Origin of the sequence: Promicromonospora sp. MS192 (genome assembly GCF_049532985.1) — a bacterium.
Lineage (GTDB): Bacteria > Actinomycetota > Actinomycetes > Actinomycetales > Cellulomonadaceae > Promicromonospora.
Genome location: NZ_CP186693.1, coordinates 4,666,487 through 4,691,549, shown reverse-complemented (window position 1 = coordinate 4,691,549; position 25,063 = coordinate 4,666,487). Strand labels below are relative to the sequence as shown.

Below are 25,063 nucleotides of genomic sequence, written 5' to 3'. Positions count from 1 at the left end.
CGCCGGCGCGGACACGCCCTAGAGGTCGCCCTTGCGCTCCAGATAGCGCATCGCGACCCAGCCGATCGGCACCCGGCCCCAGTACGTGCACAGGCGGTACAGGATGGTGGCCGAGAAGGCGATGGTGGCCGGCACGCCCGCGGCCGACAGGCCCGCCGTCAGGGCGCCCTCGACGCCGCCCAGTCCGCCCGGCGTCGGGATGAGCGCCCCGAGGGCGTTCCCCACGAGGTTGACGAGCGCGATGTCCACCAGCGACAGCGACTCCCCGAACGCGGCGAGGCAGCACCACAGCGCGACGATGTAGCCGAGCGTCATGACCAGGTTGCCCGCCACCCCCAGCGCCAGCCGGCCGGGGTGGCTCAGCATCTGGGCCAGCCGGGGCCAGACCTGGCGCAGCCGGGGGCCGATGAAGCCCACCACCCAGCGGCGCACCTTCGGCACCAGCAGCATGGCCACGACGGCGAGCGCGACCCCCGCGAGCGTGAACAGCACGGCGGGCGACGGCAGCTCCACGAGCGCCCCCGACCCCGTGAAGATCGCCAGCACCACGAGCAGCACGACGGTGACCACGAACTGCGAGACCTGCACCAGCGCGACGGTCGCCACCGCCATCGAGACCGAGACGCCCCGCTGTGTGAGGAGCCGCAGGTTGAGCGCCGCCGGGCCGATGCCTGCCGGAGCCGCCAGCGCGACGAACGAGCCGGCGGCGGCCGTGAACGTGGCCCGCGCGATCGGCACCCGCGCCGGGGAGAACGCGACGAGCGTGAGCCCGGCGCCGAACCAGGTGGTCACGGCCAGCGCGAACGCCACCGCGATCCACCACGGGTTGGCCTCCCGCACGGCCTGCGCGATCTGGTTGAAGTTGATGGTGGTCACGACCACCGCGACGACGACGATCATCAGCGTCGTGGTGAGCACCGTGCGGGCGCTGAACCGGGAGATGCGCTGCGGCTGCACGCTCGCCTCCGGCAGCCGCTCGACCAGGGCGCCGCGCAGCTCGCCCAGGAGACCCTTCGTGCGGCGTACCTCCTCCCGCGTGCTCCGGGGCAGGGCGATCGACTGGATCAGGGGCCCGATGGCGGCGATGTCGGCGTCGGGCAGGGCGCGGACGGCGGAGGCCACGGCGCGGCGCGGGCCCACGCGGAGCCCGAGGAGCGCGAGCATCTGCACCAGGTCGAGGCGGCGCGACAGCGGCGACGACGCGATGTCGCCCTGCTCCCAGCCGGTGATCCACACGTGCGGGCGGCCCTCGCCCCACCCGGCGCCCCCGCTGCCGGGCACCTGGTCGCGGTGCATGAGCAGCACGTCCTGGGTGAGCGCGCGGTGCGTCAGCCCCGCGGCGTGCGCCCGGCCGAGCTGCTCCCAGGCCTCGGCCAGCACGTCGTCGTGCACCTCGTCGTCGGGCAGGTCGCGGAGCGAGACCGCCGGGGAGGCGTGCTCCATGACGAGCACGATCGAGTCGCCGAACTCGCCGATGCCCAGGAGCCGCGGTGTGCGGACGCCCGCGGCGCTGGCGGCGTACGAGAGCAGGACGGTGCGCTCGGCCACGGCCTTGAGCGAGATCGCCGCGCGGCCCTCGATGCCCCGCAGCCGCAGGGCCCGCCACAGGCGCGTGATCAGGCCGACCACCTGCCGGTCGCCGTCGAGCACCACGACGTCGCGACGCACCTCGTCGTCGCAGTACAGGGCGTACACGCGGTTGTCGCCGGCCCGGCTCAGGGCGAGGGCCGCGGGGTCGCCCGGCACGGTGCCGCCGTCCCGCCGCCCGAGCGCCACCGCGCCGTTCGCCGTGCTCTCGGCCGTGCCGTCGGACAGGTCGCGGACCCGGGCCAGGGACGTCGGCGCGAAACCGGCGCGCCGGACCGCCTCGACGAGGTCGGGGCCGTAGGCGCGCTCGCTGCGCGTGCCCGACACGTACTGCACGGCCGAGCCGGCGAGCCGGCCCAGCAGCAGGGCCAGGAGCACGCCCGGCAGCGACACCTGGCCCGTGATCAGCACGATCAGCAGGGCGGCGAACATCAGGTTCCACGAGATGCGCACCGTCCGGCGGCGCGTCGCGGGTCCCGCCACCGTGAGCATCGCGGTGAGGGCGACGGCGTACTCCGGGATGGTCAGCACGTACCCGGTGCCGCGCTCCCACACGGACAGCCCGCGCACCAGCTCGTCCGACCCCAGGTGCTGCACCAGCAGCGAGGTGAGGACACCGAGCAGCAGGCCCGTGACGCCGGCGACGATGGACTCCACGATCTGCCGGCCCAGGCGCCGGACCCCGAGCTCGATCATCACGGCGACGGGCGCGAACAGGCTGACCAGGCCCTGCAGCACCGCGACGGGCACGAACAGGATCGTGGCCAGCAGGTCGTTGAAGCTCCGGACGTCCTCGGTGACGCCCGCCGTGGTGCCGTGCGCCACCACCGACAGGACCATGACGGCCGCGATGCCCAGGGCGCACCCGATCATCCAGAGCAGCGCGCGCGGGTGCCGCACGCGCTCCTCAGGGGTGTCGACGACACGGACCAGGCCGGACGAGGCCGACGGCTCCTGCGGTGCCTCCGACACCTGGGCACCGGCGTCGGCGCCTCCGGTGCGCGGGTTGGACATACCCGGGAGTCTAGAGCCGCTGGCTGGGACATGACCGGGTGACGGGAGTGGCGCCCGCAATGTCCTTGTCGGGTCGCGGGCAGATCAGCCCGAGGTCACGGGCCTCACCGGATGCCGAGGGCCTCGCGCCACTCGGCGGGCACGAGGGCGTACCCGACGAACGCCACCACGTCGAGCAGCGTGTGGGCGACGACCAGGGGCGCGACCCGCCCCCGGCCGCCCGCGGCAGCGAACCGGGGCGACGTGTAGAACCACGAGAACACGACGCCCATCACGACGTTCCCCAGGAACGGCCCGATGCCCTGGTACAGGTGGTACGAGCCGCGCAGGAGCGAGCTGGCCACGACGAACTTCACCCGGTTCCAGCCCAGCTCGCGCGTGCGCTCGTAGAGGTAGCCCACGACGATCACCTCTTCGAGCAGGCCGTTCTGGAACGCGCTCAGCAGCAGCACCGGCACGGTCCACCAGTGGGTGTCCAGGGCGCTGGCCTGCACCTCCACCGTGATGCCCAGCGCCCGGCCGAGGGCGTAGAACGCGAGGCCGGGAAGGCCGATCGCGGCGGCCAGCGCGACGCCCCAGCCGAGGTCGCGGCCCGGCCTGCTCCGGTCGAGGCCGAGCAGGCGGACGGCGCTGCGACCGTGCTCGCTCAGCAGGTACAGCGCCAGCGCCACCGGCACCAGCGCGAACCCGATGCCCAGGAGCTGGTAGACGAGGTCGAGGTACGGGCGCTCGGACCGGCTCGCGTTGAGCGTGGCGGTCTGCTCCGCCAGCGGCGTGCCGGCGGTGAGCCGGGCGGCGATGTTGACGAGCGCATACACCGCGGACTGGCCCAGGCTCAGCCCGAGCACGATCCAGATCTCGGCGGCGACGCGGCGACGTGAGGACACGGCCCCGTTATAGCAGCCGGCCCTGAGCGAAGCTGGGCGGTCGGCAGGATGTCAGGTGATCGGCACCCCGGGCTGCCGATCACCTGACATCCTGCCGACCGCGCCGGTCAGCGGTTCGACGCGCGGCGGACGAACGCCGCCAGGTCCGCCGCCTGCGCCACCCGGGACTCCGGGTGGATGTACATCATGTGGCCCGCCGGGTAGACCCGCGTCTCGATGCGCTCGCGGTAGGACGCAGGGATCGCCATCTGGTCGAGGCTGTACTCGATGGCCTCGACCGGCACGCCGCCGTCGTACCGGCCCATGGCGATGTGCACCTGGAGGTGCGGGTTGAGGATCATCGCGGTGGCGAGCCTGTCGGCGACGTCGACGGCCTTGCCCTCGAACTCCTTGTACGACCACGGGTGCACGTGGTGGGACAGCACCTCGTAGACCGCGTCGTGCTCGTACCCGAGCTCGCCCCGCAGGTAGTGGTGCAGCGCGGCCGTGTAGGGGCCGGAGATGGCCGTGATGAACGGGTCGTACGGCATCTGCTCGTGGAGGTAGTGGTCCGCGGGGCCGGTGAACCGGGTGTCGAGACGACCGGTGACCAGGCGCCGCGCCCGCAGCAGCTCCGCGTAGACGCGGGTGTGCTCCAGGCGCAGGTTGGCGCGGTCCACGTAGTCCTCGCCCAGCCCGGTCAGGGACGCGATCTTGGTGACGGCGGCGGCGCGCTCGTCGTCGGGCACGCGCGCCCCGCGGGCCAGCACGGAGGCGTAGGTCCCGGCCCAGTCCCGGGCCTCGGCCACGACGTCGTCGAGCGACCGGTCGCCGAGGAGGCCGTGGTAGTGCGCCGTGGCGGCGTACACGGGCAGGAACAGCGGGTGCGGCAGGTTGGAGTGCTCGCCGTCGAACAGCGCCTCCATGTTGAGCGCCGGGGCCACGAGCATGACGCCGTTCAGGAACAGGCCGAACCGTGTCTGCAGGTACTCGGCCAGCCCCGCCCCGCGGGTGCCGCCGTAGGACTCGCCGATGAGGAACTTGGGGCTCATCCACCGGTCGTGCCGGCTCGTCCACAGGCGGATGATCTCCCCGACGGACTCCAGGTCGCCGGTGAACCCGTGGAACGGCGTGGCCTGCTCACCCTCGGCGGCGCGGGAGTAGCCCGTGGAGACGGGGTCGATGAACACCAGGTCGGAGACACGCAGCAGCGTCTCCGGGTTGTCCACCAGCCCGTAGGGCGGCGCCGTCAGGTCGCCGACGTCGCCCGAGTCGACGCGGCGCGGGCCGAGCACGCCGAGGTGCAGCCACACCGACGACGACCCGGGGCCGCCGTTGAAGGCGAAGGTCACGGGGCGGGAGGTCACGTCGGCGTCGTCGAGCGTGTAGTACGTGATCGAGACCTCGGCCTTGGGCTTGCGGCCGTCGTACTTCTCGTCCTTGACGACCTCCTGGCGCAGCACGATGCGGCCGGTCGTCGCCGAGTAGGTGAGGTCGCCGTCCGGGGTGTGGAGGGTGTGCCGCGTGGTGACGAGGTCGTCGGCAGGCTCCGGTTTCTTCGTTCCCGCCACGTCGCCCGACGCCGTCGTGGTGGTCTCGGTCTGCTCGCTGCTCGTGCTCTTCTCGTCGGTCACGTGGGGAACCTATCGCGTGGGTCTGTGCACCTCCACGGGTTTGCCCCGGGTGGGCGGGCGGCGTTGCATATAAGCAACAAACAACCGATACGAATGCGAACCAGCTAGAAAGACGACAGCATGCACTGTGTAGTTGACGTCGCCAAGCAGTCTGCGAGCTCGCCGTTCTGTTGGCAAAATCCAACACGAGAGGTAGGCTGCGATTGCATGGTCAGTGCTGGGCGCCATCCGAAGAATCCGATCAACGCGGTGATCTGCGACCTGCCGCAGTCCATCGATGTGGTGCCGGTACACAACGGGCACCGCTGGGGCATGCTGGAATGTGGGGTGTGCGGTGCGACCGAGGCGATCTGGTCCACGCCGCGTGACGCCGACAACCATGCGCGGCGCCTGCTCAGGTTCGTGGCGCGGCACATGCATGACGGGGAGGGCTGATATGCCGGTGTACGAATTCACGATGGTCCTCGACAGGGACGTCTCGGACGCTGACTACGACCGGCTCTTCGAGGCCGGCCTCGACGACAGTTCTCCAGGTTCCGAGGGTGGCCGGGGGTACGTCGCCGTGACGCGTGAGGCCCCTCGCCTCCTCGATGCGATCGTCTCGGCGGTCCACGATGTAGTTCGTGCCGGGCTGCGTCCGGTGTCGATCGTGGACGAGGACCTGGTGACGCTCGGGCAGATCGCCGAGCGCGCAGGCCGCACCCATGAATCCGTTCGGCTTCTCGCCGCAGGTCGTCGTGGACCAGGTGGATTCCCGGGTCCCGTCGGTTCGGGCAAGGCCTCGCTCTACTCGTGGGCCGAGGTGTCGGACTGGTTCGCCGAGAGGCTCGGTCTCGCCGTCCAGGCCCATGACGCGGACGCGCGGCTTCTCGCCGCCGCGTCGCACATCCTGCGCGCACGTGCGCTCGCACCGTCCGAGGACCTGGTGCTGCTCGCGTCTGCCTGAGCGATCGGAAAACCCCTTGCGGTGATGGCAGCTCCTCGTCAAACTGGTTTGTAACGCAAACTAGTTTGAAGGGTGGGGCGATCACTATGGCGAGCGACCCGACGTCGGGCACACCGGACGGACCCGACCGCCCCGGGGGCGCCGCGGAGCTGGACCCCGCCGAGACCCTGCGGATGATCCGGGAGCAGCAGGAGCGGGCCCGCGACGCGACCGAGCCCGACGGCCGCCTGCTGTTCGGCGCCTGGGGCCTCGCGTGGCTCGTCGGCTACCTGGCCATGTGGACCACGGCGCGCGAGACCGGGACGCCGGCGGGCTGGGCGGGCTGGGTGCTCGCGGGCTGCATCGTCGGTGCGATGGTCTTCACCATCGTGCACAGCATCACGCGCACCTCCGGGACCCGTGGTGCGAGCGCCCGGATCGGCGCCCTGTACGGGTGGACCTGGTTCCTCGCGTTCATGGCCTTCGGAGTGATGCTGGGCGCCATGGGTGACGCCGGGGCGTCGCCCGAGGTGATGGCTGTCGCCGCCAACGGGTTCGCGTGCCTGATCGTCGGCCTCATGTACATCGCGGGAGGCCTCCTCTTCGGGGCGCCGAGCATGGCGGCCGCGGGCGGCTGGATGCTGGTCGCCGCCGTGCTCGCCGCGTTCGCGGGCATGCCGGACACCTACCTGGTGATGGCCGTCGCGGGTGGCGGCGGATTCCTCGCCATGGCCGTGGTGGAGCACGTGTTCCGCGTCAGGCGCCGATCACCCGGGGCCGTCCGGGGGAGGGAGGGCGGTGGGCAGAGTGCCTGACGACCTCGACCCGGTCATCCACGCGCCCGCGCGCCTGCGGGTCGTGGCCTCGCTCGCGGCCCTGGGCCGCGGGGACGAGGTGGCCTTCCCGAAGCTGCGCAAGCTGCTGGACATGACCGCCGGGAACCTGTCGACCCACCTGCGCAAGCTGGAGGATGCCGGGTACGTCCGCGTCACCAAGACGCACGAGGGCAGGATGCCCGCGACGTACCTCGCCCTCACCGACACCGGCCGCACCGCGTTCGCGGACTACCAGGCGGCCCTGATGGACCTGTTGAAGGGAGCACAGGAATGAGTGCGGTAGAGGTCAGCGGGGTGACCCGGCGCTTCGGCGACGTGGTGGCCCTCGACGACGTCTCGCTGGAGGTGGGGGACGGCGAGCTGGTCGGCCTGCTCGGCCCCAACGGGGCCGGCAAGTCCACGCTGCTGTCGCTGGTCAGCGGCCAGCGGCGGCCCGACACCGGGGTGGTGCGCCTGCACGGCCACGACCCCCGCGACGCCCGGGCACGCACCGTGCTGGGCCTGACCCCGCAGGAGACGGGTCTGCCGGCGACGCTGCGCGTGCGCGAGGTGGTCGACTTCGTCGGCGGGCACTACCCGCACCCGGTGCCGACGGACGAGCTGCTGGAGCAGTTCGGGCTCGCCGACCTGGGCAGGCGGCAGACCGGATCGCTGTCCGGCGGGCAGAAGCGGCGGCTGGCCGTGGCGCTCTCGCTGGTCGGCCGGCCCCGCGTGGTGCTGCTCGACGAGCCCACCACGGGGCTCGACGTGTCCGGCCGCACCGCGCTGTGGGACGCCATCCGGGAGTACCACGCCGGCGGGGGCACCGTGCTGCTCACCTCGCACTACCTGGAGGAGGTGCAGGCGCTCGCCGAGCGGGTCGTCGTCATCGACCGCGGCACCGTGCTCGCCGACGACTCCCTGGAGAACATCCTCGGCCGGGTGGGCGTGCGCCGTGTGCAGCTCACCGACGCCACGGGCGCACGGCAGGAGCACCTCGTCGCGGACTCGGACGCCTTCGTGCGCGACCTGGTCCGCTCCGGGGCGGAGTTCCGGGACCTGGAGATCCGCGGGGCCTCGCTCGAGGAGGCGTTCGGCCAGCTCGTCGACCCCCGCACGACCAAGGGAGCAGTGCGATGAGCGCGAACGAGGCACCTGACCTGACCGCCCTCGCCGGGCGGACCCGGCCGTTCTGGGTGCTGTCCTGGCTGCACCTCAGGTACCAGTTCCTGGAGACCGTCCGGATCCCGATCGCGGTGCTCGGGAACGTGCTGTTCCCGTCGCTGTCGATGTTCTTCTTCGTGGTGCCCCAGGAGGCGGTGGCCGGCAACCCGTTGTTCGCGACGACCGCCGTGGCCGGCCTCGGGCTGTTCGCCGTGTGCTCCGCGAGCCTCTTCACCTACGGGCTCGGCGTGGCCGAGGACCGGCAGCTGCCGTTCTACCCGTTCCTGCGCTCGCTGCCCGCCGGACCCGGACCACAGATAGTGGCGCGCGTGCTCAACGGCGGCATCTTCTCGCTGTTCGGCCTGCTGCCGCTGATCCTCATCGGGTGGCTGTTCACCGCGGCCACCGTGACCGCGGGCCAGCTCCTCGCCGGCATCGGCACGATCCTGGCGGTGTCCGTGCCGTTCGTGCTGCTCGGCATGGCCATCGGCTACCGGCTGTCGGCCAAGGCGGCGCTGCCCGTCGTGCAGATCATCCTCTTCCCGCTGGCCTTCGCGGGCGGGCTGTTCCTGCCGCCGCAGATGTTCCCCGGCTGGCTCGACGCGATCTCGCGGGCCACGCCCACCCGCGCGGGCCGGGACCTGCTGGTCCAGGCCACGACGGGGGTGGAGGCGTACGCCCTGGCGCTCCCGGTGCTGGCCGGGTGGACGCTGCTGTTCGTGGTGCTGGCGGTCCTGTCGTACCGCGGTGACGAGGGCCGCCGGTTCCGCTAGGCCCGGCCGGGCGTCGTCCGCAGCGTGAGCACGCCGCGGACGACGCCGCTCGGCCGGTCAGGACGAGACGATCGGCAGCATCCGGGTCGCCTGGCGACCGGGAGCCTGTGCGGCGGACTCGGCCGCGACCGCGTTCTCGAGCACCTCGACCCCGGACACCTCGTAGCCCGCCTCGTCCACGGCGTCGCGCAGGGGCGCCTCCGCGAGCGGCAGCTTCGAGATCACGTGCACCATCGACGTCTCGCCGGCGTGCAGCTCGACGGTGACGTCCTGGACGTCGGGCACGCCGCGCAGCTCGTCGGTCACGGCGGACACGCAGTGCCCGCAGGTCATTCCGGTCACGGCGAGCTTGGTCACGGTGGTCATGTGGTCTCCTCTGGTCACGGGCTGGTCGGCGTTCACATGCGGACGAGGCGGGCGATCGCCTCGGAGGCTTCCTTGACCTTGGCGGCGCCCTCGTCGTCGGACGCCTTGGCCGCGTCCACCACGCAGTGCCCCAGGTGATCCTCCACGAGGGCGAGGCTCACCGCCTGCAGTGCCTTGGTGACGGCGCTGACCTGGGTGAGCACGTCGATGCAGTACTCGTCCTCGTCGATCATGCGCGCGATGCCGCGTACCTGCCCCTCGATCCGGCGCATCCGCTTGAGATACCCCGGTTTGTCGGAGGCGTAGCCGTGCGGCCCGTCGTGGTCGTGGTGGTGGTGGTGGCCATCAGCCTGTCCGACGGCGGCCTCGGTCGCCTCGGTGGTCTCCGTCGCCTCGGTCATCCCACAATGACATACCCCTCGGGGGTAGTGCGTCAAGTGGGTGGCCGTGACCTCGGTCGCCGGGTCGCGCTCCGGTCAGCGGGTCAGGTTGCCGATGACGATGCCGACGACGGCCACCGCGGCCCAGAGGACCAGCCCCCACCGCCACCACAGGTTGAGCGAGAGCCTGCCGGGCGCGTCGAGCTGCATGGCCTCCTCGTCCGACAGGGGTCGCACGGCCCAGCCCGCCTCGGTGGCCGTGGCCAGGCTGTACCGCAGGCCCCAGGAGACCCGGAGCAGCCAGAACAGGTGGAAGTAGGAGTACCGCAGCACCAGGGCTCGCCCCGCGTCGAGCGGTGCCGTCTTGCTCTTGCTGCCCCAGCCGAAGAAGACCATGCTCAATCCCTCTGTCTCGAACCACGCGCACCGTGCACGAGGCGAGCAGAGCGTGACAGACGCGCGGGCGCCGGTCGGTGGGGAGAACTCCCCACCGACCGGCCGGAGCGAACGGTCCGGTGCTACCGCGCGGCGGCGGCCGCGCGGGCGGCGGCCGGGAGGGCGTCCAGGATGCGGGTCACCGCGGCGTCGTCGTGGGCGGCCGAGACGAACCAGGCCTCGAAGACCGACGGCGGCAGGTTGATCCCGGCGTCCAGCATGGCGTGGAAGAACGGCGTGTACCGGTAGGTCTCGGCCGCCTGGGCCTGCGCGTAGTCCCGGACGCCCGACGCCGCGGCCAGCGGGCCGAAGAACACCGAGAACAGCGAGCCCGCGCGCTGCACGCGGTGCTCGACGCCCGCGGCGGACAGCGCCTCGCCCACGGCGTCCGACAGCACCCGTGAGACCTCGTCCACCCGGGCGTACACGGCGTCGTCGGCCAGGCGCAGGGTGGTCAGGCCTGCCGCCACGGCCACGGGGTTCCCGGACAGCGTGCCCGCCTGGTAGACGGGTCCCAGCGGGGCCAGGTGGTCCATGACCGACGCCGCACCGCCCAGCGCGGCGACCGGCATGCCGCCGCCGATGACCTTGCCGAACGTGAACAGGTCGGGGGTGTAGCCCGCGCCGCCCTGCGCGCGCAGCGCGTCGTTCTCCACGCCCCACCAGCCGGCGGGACCCACGCGGAAGCCGGTGAGCACCTCGTCCATGACGAACAGCGCCCCGTGCGCCGACGTGATGCGGCGCAGGCCCTCGTTGAAGCCCTCGGCCGGCGGCACCACGCCCATGTTCGCGGGCGACGCCTCGGTGATGACCGCGGCGATCTCCGAGCCGCGCTGCGCGAACGCCGCCTCGACGGCCGCCAGGTCGTTGTAGGGGAGCACCAGCGTCTCGGCAGCGGTCGCCTCGGTGACACCCGCGGAGCCCGGCAGGGCGAGCGTCGCGACGCCGGACCCGGCCTCGGCCAGCAGCGCGTCCATGTGCCCGTGGTAGCAGCCCGCGAACTTGACGACCAGCGGCCGGCCGGTGACGCCGCGGGCCAGGCGGATCGCCGTCATCGTCGCCTCGGTGCCCGTCGACACGAGGCGCACGCGCTCGGCGGCAGGCACCCGGCGGCGCACCTCCTCGGCGAGCTCGACCTCGGCCACGGTCGGGGCGCCGAACGACAGCCCGCGCGCGGCGGCGTCCTGCACCGCGCCGACGACGTCGGGGTGCGCGTGGCCCAGCAGCGCCGGACCCCACGAGCCCACCAGGTCCACGTACTCGCGCCCCGCGACGTCCGTGACGTACGGCCCCCGGGCCGACGTCAGGAACCGCGGGTCTCCGCCCACGCTGCCGTAGGCCCGGACCGGTGAGTTGACACCGCCCGGGATCGCGCCCTGCGCGCGCAGGAACGCCGCGTGGTTGGCCTCTGGCGTGCGGCGCAGCCCCTGCGCCTCGACGGTGTCTCGGTTCTGCTCGGTCACTTGATCCACTCCGCGATCTCCAGGGCCCAGTACGTGAGGATCACGTCCGCGCCGGCGCGCTTGATGCTCGTGACCGACTCCAGGACGGCACGGTCACGGTCGATCCAGCCGTTCGCCCCGGCCGCCTCGATCATCGCGTACTCGCCCGACACCTGGTACGCGGCCACGGGCACGTCGCTCCGGTCCGCGACGGCGCGCAGCACGTCCAGGTACGACCCGGCCGGCTTCACCATGACCAGGTCGGCGCCCTCGGCGAGGTCCAGGTCGGCCTCGCGCAGGCCCTCGCGGGCGTTCGCGGAGTCCATCTGGTACGTCTTGCGGTCGCCCGTGAGCTCCGAGTCCACGGCCTCGCGGAACGGCCCGTAGTAGGCGCTCGCGTACTTGGCGCTGTATGCCAGGATGCTCGTGTCGGCGAAGCCCGCGTCGTCCAGCGCGTCCCGGATCATCGCGACCTGGCCGTCCATCATGCCCGACGGCGAGATGACGTCCGCCCCGGCCTTCGCCTGGGCCACGGCCATCGAGGCGTAGCGGATCAGCGTCGCGTCGTTGTCCACAGCCCCTGTGGACGTCAGCACGCCGCAGTGCCCGTGGTCGGTGAACTCGTCGAGGCAGGTGTCGGCCATGAGCACCGGCGTGGCTGCGCCCGGGGCCAGCCCCTCGTCCAGCGCGGCACGGGCGGCCCGCAGTGCCCGCTGCAGGATGCCGTCGGGCGCGTCGGCCTGCGAGCCGTTCCCGTCCTTGACGGCCGGGATGCCGAACAGCATGACGCCGCCCAGCCCCGCGTCGCGTGCGGCGCGCACGGCCTCGACCAGGGACTCCTCGGTGTGCTGCACCTGGCCCGGCATGCTGGTCAGCGGTGCGGGTTCGGTCAGGCCCTCCTTGACGAAGAGCGGCAGCACCAGGTCGGCGGGGTGCAGGCGGGTCTCGGCCACGAGGCGGCGCATGCCCGGCGTGGCGCGCAGACGACGCGGCCGGTACACGATCCCGGTGGTGCTCACGGTGTCCTTCTTTCTGTCTGGTGCATCAGATGCTGACAAGTGCTTCGGTGACGGCGTCGGCCAGGGCCGCGTCCGTCGGCTCCGCGGCGACGGCGAGCACGGTGTGCCCGACGGCGCCCGCTGCGCGGGCCGACGGCTCCCCGATCGCGACCACCCGCTGCGGGCCGAGCTGGGCGGCGACCTGGCGGGCGGCCGAGCCGGAGGCGACCACGACGGCGTCGTACCGCCGGTGCAGCTCCGGCGGCAGCTCGTGGGCGACGGTGCGGTACGCGGTCACGACGTCGACGGTCCAGCCCTTGGCGACGAGGCCGGCGCGCAGCGTGCCGGACGCGAGATCGCCGAGCGGCAGCAGGACCCGCCTGGCGGGGGCGTTCTCGGCGGGTGCGTTCTCGGCGGGTACGGCCGGGAAGGCGTCGGCGAGACCGGCACCGGTCGCGGTCCCGGGCACGAGGTCGACGGTGATACCACGCGCCTCCAGCGCCTGGCGCGTCGCCGGCCCGACGGCGGCCCACCGGACCGGTCGGGTCCACGGGGTGCCGGCCGAGGTGTGGCTCGGTGCAGGGCTCGGCGTGTCGGCCGGCGTGTCGCCTCGGAGAAGGTCACCTGCGCCCAGGTGGGTTGCGGAGAGTAGACGTTGTCTACCCTGCGCAACCGAGTCCCGTGCGGGGGTGTTGCCTCCCGGCAGGGCCGGGGTGTCCGCGGACTCGGCCGGGCCGAGCAGGGCGTCCACGGCGTTCACGCTGGTGATCGCGACCCAGGCGTAGCCGCCCGCGGCGACGAGGCTGCGCGCGGCGTCGAGCTCGGTCGGCTCCTCGACGGCGGCCCGCTCGATCACCGGAGCGGCGATCGCGTCGAGCCCGCGCTCCCGCAGCAGCGCGAGCAGCGCGACGGAGCGTTCCGGGGACCGGGCGACCAGCACGGTGGGCCGCGCGGCCGACGGGGGGACCCGCTCGGTCACGCCTTCTCCGGCACCGACGCGCTCAGCGGTGCGAGCCGCTCTGCGCCGTCGGCCAGCAGGTGCTCGGCGACGGCCACGCCGAGGGCACGGGCGGCGGCGTCGATGGTCTCGGGGGCGACGTCCAGGGAGAGCCGGGTCTCCGCGGTGCGCGACATCTGCTCGGAGCCGTCCACCGCGGCCACGACGGCCCGCAGCCCGAGCGCCGTGCCGGACACCGTGGCGTGCGCACCGACCGGGGCGGCGCAGCCGGCCTCGAGCCGGGCCAGGACGGCGCGCTCGGCGAGCACGGCGAGGCGGGTGGGGCGGTGGTCGAGCAGGTGGATCGCCTCGGCGAGGTCGGGCGCGCGGGGCGGGGTACCGGGCTCAGACGCGATGTCCGCGGTCCGCACCTCCACGGCGAGCGCACCCTGCCCGGGTGCCGGCGCGACGACGTCGACGTCCAGGATCTCGCTGATGACGTCCGTGCGGTCCAGACGCGACAGGCCTGCGTAGGCGAGGACGACGGCGTCGAGGTCGGCGTCGGGGCCGAGTGCCCGGTTGAGCCGGGTGCCGACGTTGCCGCGGATGTCCACGACGTCGAGGTCCGGGCGGGCGGCGCGGATCTGCGCGGCTCGCCGCGGCGAGCCGGTGCCCACGCGCCCGCCGTGGGGAAGCGTGGCGAGCGTCAGGCCGTCGCGTGCGCACAGGGCGTCGCGCGGGTCCTCACGCTCGGGCGTCACGAAGGTGAGGCCGTCCGCGGGCGTCGTCGGCAGGTCCTTGAGCGAGTGGACGGCGACGTCGCAGCGCCCGTCGAGCAGCGCCTCGCGCAGCGCGGTCACGAAGACGCCTGTGCCGCCCAGGCTCGCGAGGCTCCCGGTCTTCACGTCGCCCTCGGTCCGGATGTGCACCAGCTCGACCGGCCGGCCGGTCAGCTCCTCCAGGCGCCGGGCCACCAGACCGCTCTGGGTGGTGGCGAGGGCGCTCGCGCGGGTACCGAGGCGGATCGGCGCGAGATCGCCCGGGGTGCTTCCGGGGGTGCTGACGGAGAGGGGGGTCGGGGTCACCAACCCAGTCTCCACCCGAACCCCCGCCCGGAGGAAACCGGGGCGCCCGGACGGGCCGATCTCACATCCTTGCTGGCGAACTGTCAGAACACCGTGTCAGAACCCTGGTCCGGGGCGGGCCGGAGACGCCTGCGCCGACCGCGCGAGCCGGTGCCCGGCTCAGCCGGCAACCTGGGCCCGGAGCCGTTCGGCCGTGCGCCGCGCATGCCCGACGATCGCTGCCAGCCCCGTGCCCGCGATCCAGCCGCCCGTGACGTCGAGGCCCGGCTCGGCCCGTACCGCCGTCTCGAACTCCTGGACCGCGGCCCGGTAGGCCGGCGTCGGCGGGGGCAGTGCGCCGTCCCAGCGCTGGTGCAGGCTGTCCCGCACGCGCCCGGTCAGGTCCACGCCCAGCAGCGCCGACGCATCACGGGCGGCCTCCTGGGTGGTGGGTTCCGGCGTCGGCTCGCCCATGCGCCCGTAGCTGAGGCGCACCACGTGCACCCCCGGTCCGACGACGTCCCGCACCCGGCGTGCGAGCCACGGCCACTTCGCCGTCGCATGGGTCAGCGCCTTGGCCCGGACGGCGCCCGGCGCGGTGCCCGGGGCCACGAGCATCCCCGACCCCCGCGGCGCCGCGTCGAGCTCGGGCGCGTCGAGGAGCAGCGTGACCAGCCAGATGTCGGCCCCACGCTCGGGGCTCGCGGGGGGCACCAGCGCCCGTGCCGCGACGTCGGTCCCTTGCACCGAGATCGGTCCATCCGCGGACCGATCTCGGTGCAAAGGACCGATCTCGGCGTTGGCGCTCGGCAGGGGACCGAAGTCGGTGCGGGTCGCCAGCACCAGACGGGGCGTGCGCAGCAGGGTGCCGTTCGCCGTGCGCACCAGCCAGGCGGGGCCGGCCGGCTGCTCGGTGCCACCGGCGGCATCCGCGGCGTCCAGGCGCTCGGCGCCGCCCAACCGTTCCACGCCGTCCACCCGCGCCCCGAACCGCACGTCCAGCCGGTCCACGAGGGTGCTCACCAGGGCGTGCACCCCTCCGTCGATCCCCCGCACCGCGGACCCGGGCGGCGCCGCGGCCCGTAGCGCCGCCACGGCACGGGACAGCGACCCGGTACGTGCGTACGCGTCCAGCAGCCCGGGGGCGACGGCGGCGACGTCGAGCCGGTCGAGCGGTGCCGAGTGCACGCCGGCCGCGACCGGCGTGACCAGCCGGTCGGCGACCCGCGCGCCGAGCCGCGACCGGGTCAGGGTGCCGAGGTCGGTCGGGTCCACCATCCGCGCGGGCAGCACCCGGTCGAGCGAGGCCCGCAGCACGCCGGGCCAGCCGATCGCGCGGCGCACGTCGGCGGCCCACGGCCGTGCGGGGATGCCCAGGACACCGCCCGCCGGCAGCGGGAACGCCCGCTCGGCCGCGTACCCCCAGGCGGAGAGGCCGGCGGGCGCCTCGACGGTCAGCCCGAGCTCGGCGACGAGCCGCTCCACGACCCCGCCCCGCACGGCGAAGGACTCCGCCCCGAGGTCCAGGGGCACGCCGGGCAGCGACCGGAACGACCCGCCGCGGATCGGTCCGCCCGCCCGGTCGGCGGCCTCCAGCACGACGACACGCAGCCCGCGCTCTGCGAGCGTGTGCGCGGCGACCAGCCCGCCGATCCCGGCCCCGACCACGACGGCGTCGGCAACCTCGGCAGCAGACCTGGCCCCGGCACCAGGCCCGGCCCCGGTCCCGGCCCCGGCACCAGTCCCGGCTTCAGCAGCACGCCCGGCGTCCGGAGCGCCCGAGGGCGTCGTCGTGCCGGAGGAGGTCACAACGAGTGGACCAGCTCGACCACGCGGGTCAGCACCGTCGGGTCGGTGTCCGGCGGCACGCCGTGCCCCAGGTTGACCACGTGCCCGGGCGCCTTGAGCCCGCGCGAGACGACGTCGCGGACGTGCGCCTCCAGCACGTCCCACGGGGCGCCCAGCAGCGCCGGGTCGATGTTGCCCTGCAGCGGCACGCCCGGCAGCAGCGCCGCGGCCTCGTCGAGCGGGGTCCGGTAGTCGATCCCCACGGCGTGGTCCGGCACGCCCGCGGTGACCAGCACGTCCCGCAGGGCCGGCAGCAGGTGCCCGGTGCCCGTGCCGAAGTGGATGGCCGGCACGCCGCTGTCCGCGACGAACGCCAGCGCCCGGGCCGACGACGGCGCGACCCGCGCCGTGTAGTCCGCCAGGGACAGCGACCCGGCCCACGAGTCGAAGAGCTGTACGGCGCTCGCACCCGCCTCGACCTGGGCCCGGAGGAACGCCCCGGTGAGGTCGGCGGTCCAGGCCACGAGCGCGTCCCAGGTCTCGGGGTCGGCGTGCATCAGGGTCCGCGCCGCGAGGTGGTCGCGCGACGGGCGGCCCTCCACGAGATAGGCCGCCAGCGTGAACGGCGCGCCGCCGAACCCGAGCAGCGGCGTGGACCCCAGCTCCGCCACGGTCAGCGCCACGGCCTCGCGGATCGGCTCCAGCGCGGCGTCGTCCAGGCCGCGGGAGGTGAGGCGGGCGACGTCGTCGGCCGTGCGGTAGGGCTGGTCCATCACGGGTCCCACCCCCGGCGCGATGTCCACGCCCACGCCGGCGAGCTTGAGCGGCACCACGATGTCCGAGAAGAACACCGCGGCGTCCACCCCGTGCCGGCGTACCGGCTGCAGCGTGATCTCGGCGGCCAGGTCCGGGCGCAGGCAGGCCTCCAGCATGCCCGTGCCCTGGCGCACCTCGCGGTACTCGGGCAGGGAGCGGCCGGCCTGCCGCATGAACCAGACGGGCGTCCGGCCCGGGCGTTCACCCCGCAGGGCCTGCACCAGGGGTGCGGCAGAGGTCCGCCCGTCGGTGAGCGGGTGGGCGGGCGCGAGGGTGGTGGACTTCACGCTTCACGATTCTGCCCTGCCGGGCCAGGGTGCATAAAGTTGGAGCACTGTGGTTCTCCTCTCCCTCACCGCCAGCCACCGCGAGCTCGACCTCGACGCGCTGGAGCGCCTGTCCACGGGTTCGTCGTCAGTGGGTCGTGTCGTCGTGGGTACGTGCGGCCCCGTCGCGGGCGCCGTCGTGATCTCCACGTGCAACCGCTTCGAGCTCTACCTCGACGTCGACGCGCCGCTCAGCGGCGACAGCGTGCGGCACGCGACCCGGCACGTGGCCGAACTGGTGGCGCACGCCTCCGGCGTCACGGGGGAGGTCGCCGCGCGCAGCTTCACCGTCCGCACCGGGCCGGAGGTCACCGAGCACCTGTTCGCCGTGGCGTCGGGCCTGGACGCGATGGTCGTGGGCGAGCGTGAGATCGCCGGCCAGGTCAAGCGGGCGCTCGCGGAGGCCCGCGAGCAGGAGACCACCTCGAAGACCCTGGAGCTGCTCTTCCAGACGGCGTCCCGCACCTCGAAGCGGGTCGGCACCGACACCGAGCTCGGCGCGGCCGGCCGGTCCGTCGTGGCCCTCGCCCTGGACCTCGCCGAGCGGGAGCTGCCGCCGTGGGACGGTACCCGTGCGGTGCTCATCGGCACGGGCTCGTACGCCGGCGCCTCCGTGGCGGCCCTGCGGGCGCGCGGCTGCGACGACATCCGGGTCTACTCCCAGTCCGGCCGCGCCGCGGCCTTCGCCGCGTCCCACGACGTGCAGCCCGTGGACTCCCTCGTCGAGGCGCTCGCCGACGCCGACCTGGTGGTCAGCTGCAGCGGCGCCCGGGGGCGCGCGCTCGCGGCCCGGGCGGAGCAGGCCGACCCGCAGCAGGCCGACGGGCACGACGAGCACCTCGCCGCCGTGGTGTCCGGCAACTTCGGTGCCCCGGGCGTGCTCCCGCACCTGACGACCGACGTGGGCCCCGAGGCGAGCCTCGGCCACGTGCTGGACGCCGCAGGCCTGGTCCGGGCGCGTGAGCGTGCCGCCGACCGCGCGGGCGACGAGCCGGAGCCCCGTCCGCTGGTGATCCTCGACCTGGCGCTGCACCGCGACGTCGACCCGGGTGTCGCCGATGTGGAGGGCGTGCTGCTCTACGACCTCGCCACGCTCAAGGCGCACGCGCCCGCGGTGGCCCGCGACGTCGTCGCCCAGGCGCAGGGCATCGTGGACGCCGCCGCCCAGCGCTTCGAGGAGACCCGCCTGGGCCGGGAGGCCGACGCCGCGGTGGTCGCGCTGTTCGACGAGGCGGAGGTCCGGGTCCGGGCCGAGGTGGCCGACGCCGTCGCGCGCCTCGCCGACGAGCTGGCCGCACGCGGCGAGCCGGCCCCGCACGACTCGGACGTCGATGCCATCGCCCGTGACGTGCGCAAGCGGGTGCACTCCGAGCTGCACGACAGGATCGTCGAGGTCCGTGCCCGGGCGACCGCCGAGGCGCGGGCCGCGGAGGCCGCGCTGGTGCAGGGTGCCGAGGCCCTGACGGTGGAGGCGTCCGTACGGCGAGACGCCGGATCGGCCCCACGCCGATAACGCCTTAGCGTCACGCTAAGGAACAAGCCGGGCGGACCGGTTCTAGCGGTCCAATCAACCCATCGTTATCGAATCGTGATGAGGGTGATTTTATTCACCCGGGGGTGAAGACTAAGTTCGGTGGCTCAAGGACCGAAGCGCTTATGCGCAACGAGATGCTGGAGCACCTTTTGAAGCACGCAGCACCCAAGAAGAAGACCGCATCGGCGGGCGCGCGGACCATCGCGACCGTCGCCATCGCAACCGCGGCCACGAGCATGGCCGCCCCGGCCATGGCCGCCGAGGCCTCGCCGCTGGACTCCCTTGGTGACCTCGGTACCACGGCCGAGGGCCTCACGCAGGGCCTGCCGGCCCTCTCGTCGACCTCGGTCGACCTCAGCGAGCTCACGGCTGCCGTCCCCGCGGCGGACGCCGTGACCAAGCAGCTCCCCGCCTCCATCGCGCCCACCACGGCGCTCGCCCCGAACTACAAGCCGGCGCAGTTCGTGTCCGGCGCCGTCCAGGGTGCGGCCCCGCAGGTCGTCTCCGACGTCGTGCGCGGCGTCACCAGCGGCTCCGCCCTGTCCGGCGTGACGGGTACCGCCGCCGGCGTGACCGGCACCGCCCAGTCGGCGCTGCAGACCGTGCTCGGCGGCGGCGTCGTGGGCACCGCCACCGGCGCCGTGGGCACGGCCACCGGCGTCGTGAACGGCGTGGCCGGCGGCGTGCTGCAGGGCGGCGTCGTGAACGGCGTGGCCGGTGGCGCCCTCAACACCGCGACGGGCGCTGTCTCCGGCGTCGTCGGCGGCGTGGCCTCGGGCGACGTCGTGACCGGTGCCACGGGCACCGTGGCCGGCGTGGCGGGCACCGCGACCGAGGTGGTCGACGGCGTCCCGGCCACCGTGGCCGACGTGATCCGCAACCTGCCGAACGTCCTGGGCGGCGTGACCGCTCCGGTCGCCGGCCTCACCGCCAACCTGCCGGGCGTGCTCGGTGGCGTGGGTGGCGTCGTCAACAGCGTCGTGTCGAACGTCCCGGGCGTCGTCGCGAGCGTGCCCGGCGTGGTCGCCAAGGTCACCACGCCGGCCGCCGGCGCGGTGGAGACGGTCGTGGGCGACGTCGCCGTGGACGGCGTCGTGAAGCCGGCCGTGACCGAGGTCGTGCCGGGCGCCGTGGGCTCCGTGCAGGGCAGCGTCCTGCCGGGCGTCACCTCGACCGTGGGCACCGCGACGGGCTCCGTCGTGCCGGGTGCCGTGGGCACCGTGACCGGCGACGTCGTGCCGGGCGTCGTGAACCACGTCGCCAAGCCGGTCGTCGGGGACGTCGTGCTCGACGGCGTCGTCGGTGGCGTGGTCAAGGACGGCGTGGTCGACAACGTCGTGAAGCCGGTCGTCAAGGACACCGTCGTGGACAGCGTCGCGAAGCCGCTGGTCGAGGACGTCGTCGTCGAGGGTGTCGCCAAGCCCGTCGTGAAGGACGTCGTCGTGGACGGCGTGGCCAAGCCTGTCGTGGACACCGTGGGCAGCACCGTCAAGGGTGTCGCCGGTGGCGCCGTGACCGACACCGTCGGTGGCGTCACGGACACCGTGGACGGCCTGACCGGCGGTGCCGTGAGCGGTCTGACGGGCGGGCTGCTGGGCGGCCTTTCCTGACCTGAAACCCAAGAGGACCCCAGCCTCTTCGGACTTGACGCAACGGGGTGGAGTGCCATCGGCACTCCACCCTGTTTGCGTTTTTCGGCGCTTTGAGGAGGTTCCATCGATAACGCCGTTGTTATCCAATCGTTACCGTTACATCGGCTTTTTCGTAAGTGCCCCTTTTTCGCCGAAGAGAGATCGGGTAGCGTCGTCGCGGCCCCCGGGATCCGGGCCGTTGTAGCCGACCAGCTGGAGCAGCTCTCATGAAGCACGCCGCCGTCAAGCCTTCGTCCGCCGCCAAGTCCACGGCCACCCGTGTCGTGGCGACGATCGCGCTCGCCACCGCCGCGACGGCCGTCGCCAGCCCGGCGATGGCGCACGACGGGGGCGGCCACCACGGTCACGGCGGCTACGACGGCCACTCGTCGGGCTACGACGGTCACTCCGGGTACGACCGCGGCCGCCAGTCCCACGAGGCCCCGCGCTCGTACGAGCCCGCCAGCTACACCGAGCCGAACTACGACGTGCCGCGGTACGGCTCCCAGGGCAACTGCGGCCGGGACGCCGACCAGACCCAGCAGGCGGGCTGGGAGCAGGGCAGCCAGACCCAGCAGGACGGTCAGCAGGACGGCTGGAAGCAGGGCGGCTGGGACGAGCAGGACCGCGAGCGGGTGCGCGAGGCGGTCCGGGAGTACGTCGAGGCAGCCGAGGAGGCCGCCCCGGCGCCCGCCCCGAAGCCCGAGCCCGAGGTCGTCAAGCCGGTGCAGAGCGTGCCCGCCACCGCCCCGGTCGTCAAAGAGCAGACCCAGACCCGGACGGTCACGCAGACCGCCACGACGGATGCGGTGCCCACGGCGATGGCCACGTCCGAGCCGGTGGCCGTCCAGGCTCCTGGTCAGCAGTGGGAGGGCCCGACGTCGGCCGACACCGCCGGGGCCGAGCTCACCTCGTACGTGCCGGAGCGCGCCGAGGGCATCGAGCAGGACGCGTCCGCGCTCGCCGAGGCCACCCTCGACGCCCCGATCAAGCTCGCCCTGACCGGCGCCGAGGCCGCCACCCTGACGGCGGCTGCCGGAGCGCTCGTGGTGGGCGGCGCCGGCGCCCTCGTGCTGGCCCGTCGCGGCCGCTCCCGCGCCTGAACGGACCTCAGCAGGTGAGCCTTCTGACGGAGAAGGGTCAGCTGGGCCAGGTGGGCGGGTCCGTGGACCAGGCGTGGGCCGGGTGCGGGTAGTCGGCATAGCCCGGGAGTGCCGGGCATGCGGTGGTCACGCCGGTGTGGGTCACGGTCGGGCCGTCCGGTGTCGCTGCGGGTGGGTGCAGCGGGTCCCGGCCCGGCAGGTCCAGCAGCCAGGTCGCGGTGCGCGCGAGCGAGACCGACACGTCCCGGCTGAGGCCGTCGCCGGCCGTGCGGCCCGCAGCCCCGTCGCCCGAGCGCCCGCGGCTGGGGTCGCCGCCGTCCGGAGCCCTGCGGCCGGGGCCGCCTCCGCCGTCGGGAGCCCCGTCGCCCCCGCCGTCCCGGAGCGTGAGCGCATCGACGATCCCCGCCGCGAGCAGGTACCCCGAGGCGTGGTCGAGCGCCTGGGCGGGCAGCGCCCCGGGTACGCCGTCGTGCCCCTCCAGCAAGGCGATGCCGCTCGCCGCCTGCACGATCGAGTCGAAGCCGCGCCGGCCTGCCCACGGCCCGGTGTCGCCCCACGCGGAGACGCGCCCCGTCACGACGCCGGGCGGTACCCGGAGCCCGAGCGCCTCCACGGCACCGGGGCGGTAGCCGGTCACCAGCACGTCGGCGGCGTCGAGCAGCTCCTGTGCGGTGCGGAGGTCGGCCCCGTCGCGCAGGTCCAGCACCGTGCTGCGCTTGCCCTGCCCGGTGTCGAGGTGCTGCCACGGGATCTCCGCGGGGTCGGGTGGGTCCACGCGCAGCACGTCGGCGCCGAGCAGCGCGAGCGTGCGGGTCGCGACCGGGCCGGCGATCACCCGGGTCAGGTCGAGCACGCGGACGCCGCTCAGGGGTGCCGCGCCGCCGCCCGTCACCCCACCGCCCTTCCCGCCGCCCCCGATCCCGCCGGCGGCCGTCCCGCCGGCCGCGGACGCCGCCCCGCTCCGGTCCGCCGGTGACCCGCCGGCCCGCGCGTGCCGCGCGAGGGATCGGGTCGCGTCACCCGGGCCGCTCGCGGGCGTGACCCGCACCAGCGGGCCGGCCGCCGCGGCGCGCCCCGGCTCCGACTCCCGCCACTCCTGCTCGGTGCGCACGCGCGCCACGATCGCGCCGGCCGCGGCGGCGCCGTCCTCCAGGTCGTGCGCCGAGAGCTCGGCGAGGCGCTGCGCGAACGCGGGCCGGCCGACGTCGTCCGGCAGGCCGGCCAGGGCGGTCAGCCGGGCCCGGTGGTGCGGGTAGTTGGCGTGGGTGCGCACCCAGCCGTCCGCCGTCCGGAAGAAGCCGGACAGCTCCGCGAACCCCGCCACGGGCCGGCCGTCGAGCGCGAACAACCGGTCGGAGGCGAAGGCGGCCGCGACGCGCCGGGCGTCGGGCTCGGCGTGCACCGCCCGGGTGGCGGCTCGTCCGCCGGCGGCGCCGGCCCCGCCGCTCCCACCCGCGCGCCGGGTCGCGTGCTGCACCGCCCGGACCGCGTCGAGCGCCAGGTCGAGCACGGGCAGGTGGGCGGCGAGCCAGGGTTCCACGACCTCATCATCGCCCTGCCCGGGAAACATCACCGGCCCGACAGATCTGGGACCAGGTGCGCGGATACACTCGCCGCATGGCCAAGAACCCCTCCACCGACTTCGTGCTCCGGCCCTTCGAGGGCCTCCCCGGCGAGACCGACTGGGTGGCGATGCGCGAGATCGTCCCGTCGGCCACTGCGACGGCCCGCACCACCGCTGAGTACGGCGCCCGCGACGTGACGATCGTGACGCTCCTGCCGGGTGCGTGGACGGCGCTGCACCGTGCGGACGGCACGATCCTGCTGGCCGTGCAGGGCATCGTGGGTTCGGGCGACGTGAGCCGCGACCTGGCCGCCGCGCTGCTGCAGGCGATCGAGCTCGAGCCGGGCACCGCCGTGGAGTCGGGTGCGCTGCCGGGCGAGGGCCCGCGCCTGCAGGACGTGCTGGACCTGAGCGTGCCGTTCGAGGTCACGGTGCACGAGTCGTTCGACTACTGGCTCGACCCGAGCGCCGACGTGACGCCCGAGCTCAAGCAGAACCTGGAGGACGCCGCCGACGGCGCGATCCCCACGGTGAAGGTGGCGTCGGTCGAGTCGGCCTACTGGTGCAGCATGACCCGCGAGTTCCTGCGCTGGGCGCGCCCCGAACCAGAGGACGACGTGATCGACGCGATCTCCCGGCTGCACGCAAAGCGCGAGTCAGGGCTGGCGGGTGGAAGGTTCGTGGGAGCGTTTCGTGCGTCCGGGCTGGTGGTCCCGGTCTGGGAGCTGCCGAAGGGCACGCAGGCGGAGGACCTCGAAGGGCCCCTGGCTGAGCTCGGCGAGAAGCTCGCGAAAGCACTTTCCACCAAGGAGCCGCTTGATGCGAACGAGCGACGCGCAAGAGCAGGTATCGTCTCCCGGCAGGTCACCCTGCGCTAGACCGGACACCCCGGCCGGTCGTGCGCGAGCGGCTCGGAACGCGTCGGCAGTCACCGCGGATCGCCACGAGCGGTCCAGGTTTCGGCAACTAGCGGACCAAGGGAGTAGGATTCCAGGGGTAAACCTTTGCACTCACCAAGCAAAGGACTATCCGAACACCCACCACGGCAAATCGACGCTTCAGGCAGGACAGGTGTGAACGCTCTCCCGGTCGCGAAGACCACGCGTCCCGGCAATGCACAGGCAGGCAAGAACGTCCAGCGGGTGGCGGCGATCATCCCCGCCAAGGACGAGGCCGAGCGCATTGCGGCTACCGTGCGCTCCGCGCGTGCGATCCCGCACGTCGACCTCGTGCTGGTGGTCGACGACGGCTCCGAGGACGACACGCAGCACGTCGCGCGTGCCGCCGGCGCCGTCGTCGTGCGCCACTCCCACAACCGCGGCAAGGCCGCCGCGATGGAGACGGGCGCGGCGGTGGTCGCGATGCGTGACGCCGACGGGCGCCCGCCGCGTCTCCTCATGTTCATCGACGGCGACCTCGGCGACACCGCGGTCAACACCGCACCGCTCGTCCGGCCCGTCCGCGAGGGCGTGGCGGATCTGGCGATCGCGCTGCTGCCCAAGCAGGCGGGTGCCGGCGGCCGTGGCGTCGTGGTGGGCGCGTCGCGACGGGCGATCGAGGCGATGACGGGCTGGAGCCCGTCGCAGCCGTTGTCCGGCATGCGCTGCCTGACCCGCGAGGCGTTCGAGGCGGCCACCCCGCTCGCGCGCGGCTGGGGTGTCGAGACGGGCATGACGATCGACCTGCTGCGCAAGGGGTACGTCGCCGTCGAGGTGCCGTGCGACCTCAAGCACCGGGCCTCCGCGAACGACCTCAAGGGCCAGATCCACCGTGCCGCCCAGTACCGCGACGTCCTGCTGGCCGTGAACGCGCGCAAGATGCGTGGCGCGGTGGACGCGGTGCGGCACGCGGGCTCGAACGTCCGCAGCTGATCGACCCCCAGGACAGCCCCGTACTCTGAG

At 73.9% G+C, this 25,063-nt stretch carries 24 protein-coding genes; 11 read left to right on the top strand and 13 right to left on the bottom strand.

The genetic code is table 11. The features are described from left to right. Positions 1 to 18: 18 nt before the first annotated feature. The 3 genes from ACO229_RS20935 to ACO229_RS20925 form a co-directional block, all read right to left on the bottom strand. Positions 19 to 2,601, bottom strand: coding sequence for a flippase-like domain-containing protein (locus ACO229_RS20935; RefSeq protein WP_423462673.1), 2,583 nt, complete (start codon positions 2,599 to 2,601; stop codon positions 19 to 21). Positions 2,602 to 2,705: 104 nt separating this feature from the next. Beyond that, positions 2,706 to 3,488, bottom strand: a complete 783-nt coding sequence (locus ACO229_RS20930; RefSeq protein ID WP_397419228.1) for a CPBP family intramembrane glutamic endopeptidase — start codon at positions 3,486 to 3,488, stop codon at positions 2,706 to 2,708. 107 nt (positions 3,489 to 3,595) lie between these two features. Then, positions 3,596 to 5,101: a S10 family peptidase gene (locus ACO229_RS20925; protein WP_423462672.1), complete on the bottom strand. Its 1,506-nt coding sequence runs from the start codon at positions 5,099 to 5,101 to the stop codon at positions 3,596 to 3,598. A 207-nt stretch (positions 5,102 to 5,308) separates the two neighbouring features. Between ACO229_RS20925 and ACO229_RS20920 the strand changes: the two genes are divergently transcribed. The 6 genes from ACO229_RS20920 to ACO229_RS20895 all read left to right on the top strand — a co-directional run bounded on the left by ACO229_RS20920 (position 5,309) and on the right by ACO229_RS20895 (position 8,778). Next, a complete protein-coding gene (locus tag ACO229_RS20920; protein ID WP_423462671.1) occupies positions 5,309 to 5,536 on the top strand; it encodes a hypothetical protein in 228 nt (75 codons plus the stop codon). 22 nt (positions 5,537 to 5,558) lie between these two features. Next, positions 5,559 to 6,047 carry a hypothetical protein gene (locus ACO229_RS20915; protein WP_397416326.1) on the top strand — a complete coding sequence of 163 codons (489 nt, stop codon included), beginning with the start codon at positions 5,559 to 5,561 and terminating at the stop codon, positions 6,045 to 6,047. A gap of 86 nt (positions 6,048 to 6,133) precedes the next feature. Beyond that, the gene (locus ACO229_RS20910) at positions 6,134 to 6,841 is read left to right on the top strand and encodes a hypothetical protein (RefSeq protein WP_423462670.1); all 708 of its coding nucleotides are present in this window, start codon (positions 6,134 to 6,136) and stop codon (positions 6,839 to 6,841) included. Then, entirely contained in the window at positions 6,834 to 7,136 is a 303-nt protein-coding gene (locus ACO229_RS20905) for a transcriptional regulator (protein ID WP_423462669.1), read from the top strand. Before ACO229_RS20910 ends, ACO229_RS20905 begins: the two co-directional genes overlap by 8 nt. Beyond that, the gene (locus ACO229_RS20900; protein WP_397429378.1) at positions 7,133 to 7,981 is read left to right on the top strand and encodes an ABC transporter ATP-binding protein; all 849 of its coding nucleotides are present in this window, start codon (positions 7,133 to 7,135) and stop codon (positions 7,979 to 7,981) included. Before ACO229_RS20905 ends, ACO229_RS20900 begins: the two co-directional genes overlap by 4 nt. After that, entirely contained in the window at positions 7,978 to 8,778 is an 801-nt protein-coding gene (locus ACO229_RS20895) for an ABC transporter permease (RefSeq protein ID WP_423462668.1), read from the top strand. Before ACO229_RS20900 ends, ACO229_RS20895 begins: the two co-directional genes overlap by 4 nt. 57 nt (positions 8,779 to 8,835) lie before the next feature. Here the strand turns inward: ACO229_RS20895 and ACO229_RS20890 are convergent, their stop codons facing one another. The 9 genes from ACO229_RS20890 to hemE all read right to left on the bottom strand — a co-directional run bounded on the left by ACO229_RS20890 (position 8,836) and on the right by hemE (position 17,291). Further along, on the bottom strand, positions 8,836 to 9,144 hold the full coding sequence (locus tag ACO229_RS20890; protein WP_397416337.1) for a heavy-metal-associated domain-containing protein: 309 nt from the start codon (positions 9,142 to 9,144) through the stop codon (positions 8,836 to 8,838). Positions 9,145 to 9,176: 32 nt separating this feature from the next. Continuing rightward, positions 9,177 to 9,545 (bottom strand): metal-sensitive transcriptional regulator, encoded by a 369-nt coding sequence (locus tag ACO229_RS20885; RefSeq protein WP_423462667.1) that lies wholly within the window; start codon positions 9,543 to 9,545, stop codon positions 9,177 to 9,179. 75 nt (positions 9,546 to 9,620) lie between these two features. Beyond that, positions 9,621 to 9,920: a hypothetical protein gene (locus ACO229_RS20880; RefSeq protein WP_423462666.1), complete on the bottom strand. Its 300-nt coding sequence runs from the start codon at positions 9,918 to 9,920 to the stop codon at positions 9,621 to 9,623. 122 nt (positions 9,921 to 10,042) lie between these two features. Continuing rightward, the gene (hemL, locus tag ACO229_RS20875; protein ID WP_397416344.1) at positions 10,043 to 11,422 is read right to left on the bottom strand and encodes a glutamate-1-semialdehyde 2,1-aminomutase; all 1,380 of its coding nucleotides are present in this window, start codon (positions 11,420 to 11,422) and stop codon (positions 10,043 to 10,045) included. After that, on the bottom strand, positions 11,419 to 12,366 hold the full coding sequence (gene hemB, locus ACO229_RS20870) for a porphobilinogen synthase (protein WP_423465328.1): 948 nt from the start codon (positions 12,364 to 12,366) through the stop codon (positions 11,419 to 11,421). The genes hemL and hemB overlap by 4 nt, the downstream gene beginning before the upstream one ends. Before the next feature lie 79 nt (positions 12,367 to 12,445). Further along, positions 12,446 to 13,378, bottom strand: coding sequence for a uroporphyrinogen-III synthase (locus tag ACO229_RS20865; protein WP_423462665.1), 933 nt, complete (start codon positions 13,376 to 13,378; stop codon positions 12,446 to 12,448). Beyond that, complete coding sequence (hemC, locus tag ACO229_RS20860) at positions 13,375 to 14,421, bottom strand: hydroxymethylbilane synthase (protein WP_423462664.1); 1,047 nt, start codon at positions 14,419 to 14,421, stop codon at positions 13,375 to 13,377. Before hemC ends, ACO229_RS20865 begins: the two co-directional genes overlap by 4 nt. A gap of 159 nt (positions 14,422 to 14,580) precedes the next feature. Then, positions 14,581 to 16,209, bottom strand: a complete 1,629-nt coding sequence (locus tag ACO229_RS20855) for a protoporphyrinogen/coproporphyrinogen oxidase (RefSeq protein WP_423462663.1) — start codon at positions 16,207 to 16,209, stop codon at positions 14,581 to 14,583. Then, positions 16,206 to 17,291 carry a uroporphyrinogen decarboxylase gene (gene hemE / locus ACO229_RS20850; RefSeq protein WP_423462662.1) on the bottom strand — a complete coding sequence of 362 codons (1,086 nt, stop codon included), beginning with the start codon at positions 17,289 to 17,291 and terminating at the stop codon, positions 16,206 to 16,208. Before hemE ends, ACO229_RS20855 begins: the two co-directional genes overlap by 4 nt. Positions 17,292 to 17,340: 49 nt before the next feature. On the opposite strand from hemE, the gene ACO229_RS20845 reads away from it, so the two are divergent. The 3 genes from ACO229_RS20845 to ACO229_RS20835 all read left to right on the top strand — a co-directional run bounded on the left by ACO229_RS20845 (position 17,341) and on the right by ACO229_RS20835 (position 21,598). Then, a complete protein-coding gene (locus ACO229_RS20845) occupies positions 17,341 to 18,843 on the top strand; it encodes a glutamyl-tRNA reductase (RefSeq protein WP_423462661.1) in 1,503 nt (500 codons plus the stop codon). Positions 18,844 to 18,986: 143 nt separating this feature from the next. Continuing rightward, entirely contained in the window at positions 18,987 to 20,474 is a 1,488-nt protein-coding gene (locus tag ACO229_RS20840; protein ID WP_423462660.1) for a hypothetical protein, read from the top strand. 248 nt (positions 20,475 to 20,722) lie between these two features. Next, entirely contained in the window at positions 20,723 to 21,598 is an 876-nt protein-coding gene (locus tag ACO229_RS20835) for a hypothetical protein (protein WP_423462659.1), read from the top strand. Positions 21,599 to 21,635: 37 nt separating this feature from the next. Here ACO229_RS20835 and ACO229_RS20830 read toward each other — a convergent pair whose 3' ends face one another. Then, the gene (locus ACO229_RS20830; protein WP_423462658.1) at positions 21,636 to 23,138 is read right to left on the bottom strand and encodes a CoA transferase; all 1,503 of its coding nucleotides are present in this window, start codon (positions 23,136 to 23,138) and stop codon (positions 21,636 to 21,638) included. 77 nt (positions 23,139 to 23,215) lie between these two features. On the opposite strand from ACO229_RS20830, the gene ACO229_RS20825 reads away from it, so the two are divergent. Together ACO229_RS20825 and ACO229_RS20820 are read left to right on the top strand one after the other, a co-directional pair. Then, on the top strand, positions 23,216 to 24,040 hold the full coding sequence (locus tag ACO229_RS20825) for a DUF5926 family protein (protein ID WP_397429388.1): 825 nt from the start codon (positions 23,216 to 23,218) through the stop codon (positions 24,038 to 24,040). Between the two features lie 195 nt (positions 24,041 to 24,235). Beyond that, a complete protein-coding gene (locus ACO229_RS20820) occupies positions 24,236 to 25,033 on the top strand; it encodes a glycosyltransferase family 2 protein (RefSeq protein WP_142032120.1) in 798 nt (265 codons plus the stop codon). Positions 25,034 to 25,063: the final 30 nt, after the last annotated feature.

Coding starts and splice junctions, on each gene's coding strand:
- ACO229_RS20935 (WP_423462673.1), bottom strand. CDS start 2,601: ATGTCCAACCCGCGCACCGGAGGCGCCGACGCCGGTGCCCAGGTGTCG.
- ACO229_RS20920 (WP_423462671.1), top strand. CDS start 5,309: ATGGTCAGTGCTGGGCGCCATCCGAAGAATCCGATCAACGCGGTGATC.
- ACO229_RS20915 (WP_397416326.1), top strand. CDS start 5,559: ATGGTCCTCGACAGGGACGTCTCGGACGCTGACTACGACCGGCTCTTC.
- ACO229_RS20910 (WP_423462670.1), top strand. CDS start 6,134: ATGGCGAGCGACCCGACGTCGGGCACACCGGACGGACCCGACCGCCCC.
- ACO229_RS20900 (WP_397429378.1), top strand. CDS start 7,133: ATGAGTGCGGTAGAGGTCAGCGGGGTGACCCGGCGCTTCGGCGACGTG.
- ACO229_RS20895 (WP_423462668.1), top strand. CDS start 7,978: ATGAGCGCGAACGAGGCACCTGACCTGACCGCCCTCGCCGGGCGGACC.
- ACO229_RS20890 (WP_397416337.1), bottom strand. CDS start 9,144: ATGACCACCGTGACCAAGCTCGCCGTGACCGGAATGACCTGCGGGCAC.
- ACO229_RS20885 (WP_423462667.1), bottom strand. CDS start 9,545: ATGACCGAGGCGACGGAGACCACCGAGGCGACCGAGGCCGCCGTCGGA.
- ACO229_RS20880 (WP_423462666.1), bottom strand. CDS start 9,920: ATGGTCTTCTTCGGCTGGGGCAGCAAGAGCAAGACGGCACCGCTCGAC.
- hemB (WP_423465328.1), bottom strand. CDS start 12,366: ATGCGCCGCCTCGTGGCCGAGACCCGCCTGCACCCCGCCGACCTGGTG.
- ACO229_RS20840 (WP_423462660.1), top strand. CDS start 18,987: ATGCGCAACGAGATGCTGGAGCACCTTTTGAAGCACGCAGCACCCAAG.
- ACO229_RS20835 (WP_423462659.1), top strand. CDS start 20,723: ATGAAGCACGCCGCCGTCAAGCCTTCGTCCGCCGCCAAGTCCACGGCC.
- ACO229_RS20825 (WP_397429388.1), top strand. CDS start 23,216: ATGGCCAAGAACCCCTCCACCGACTTCGTGCTCCGGCCCTTCGAGGGC.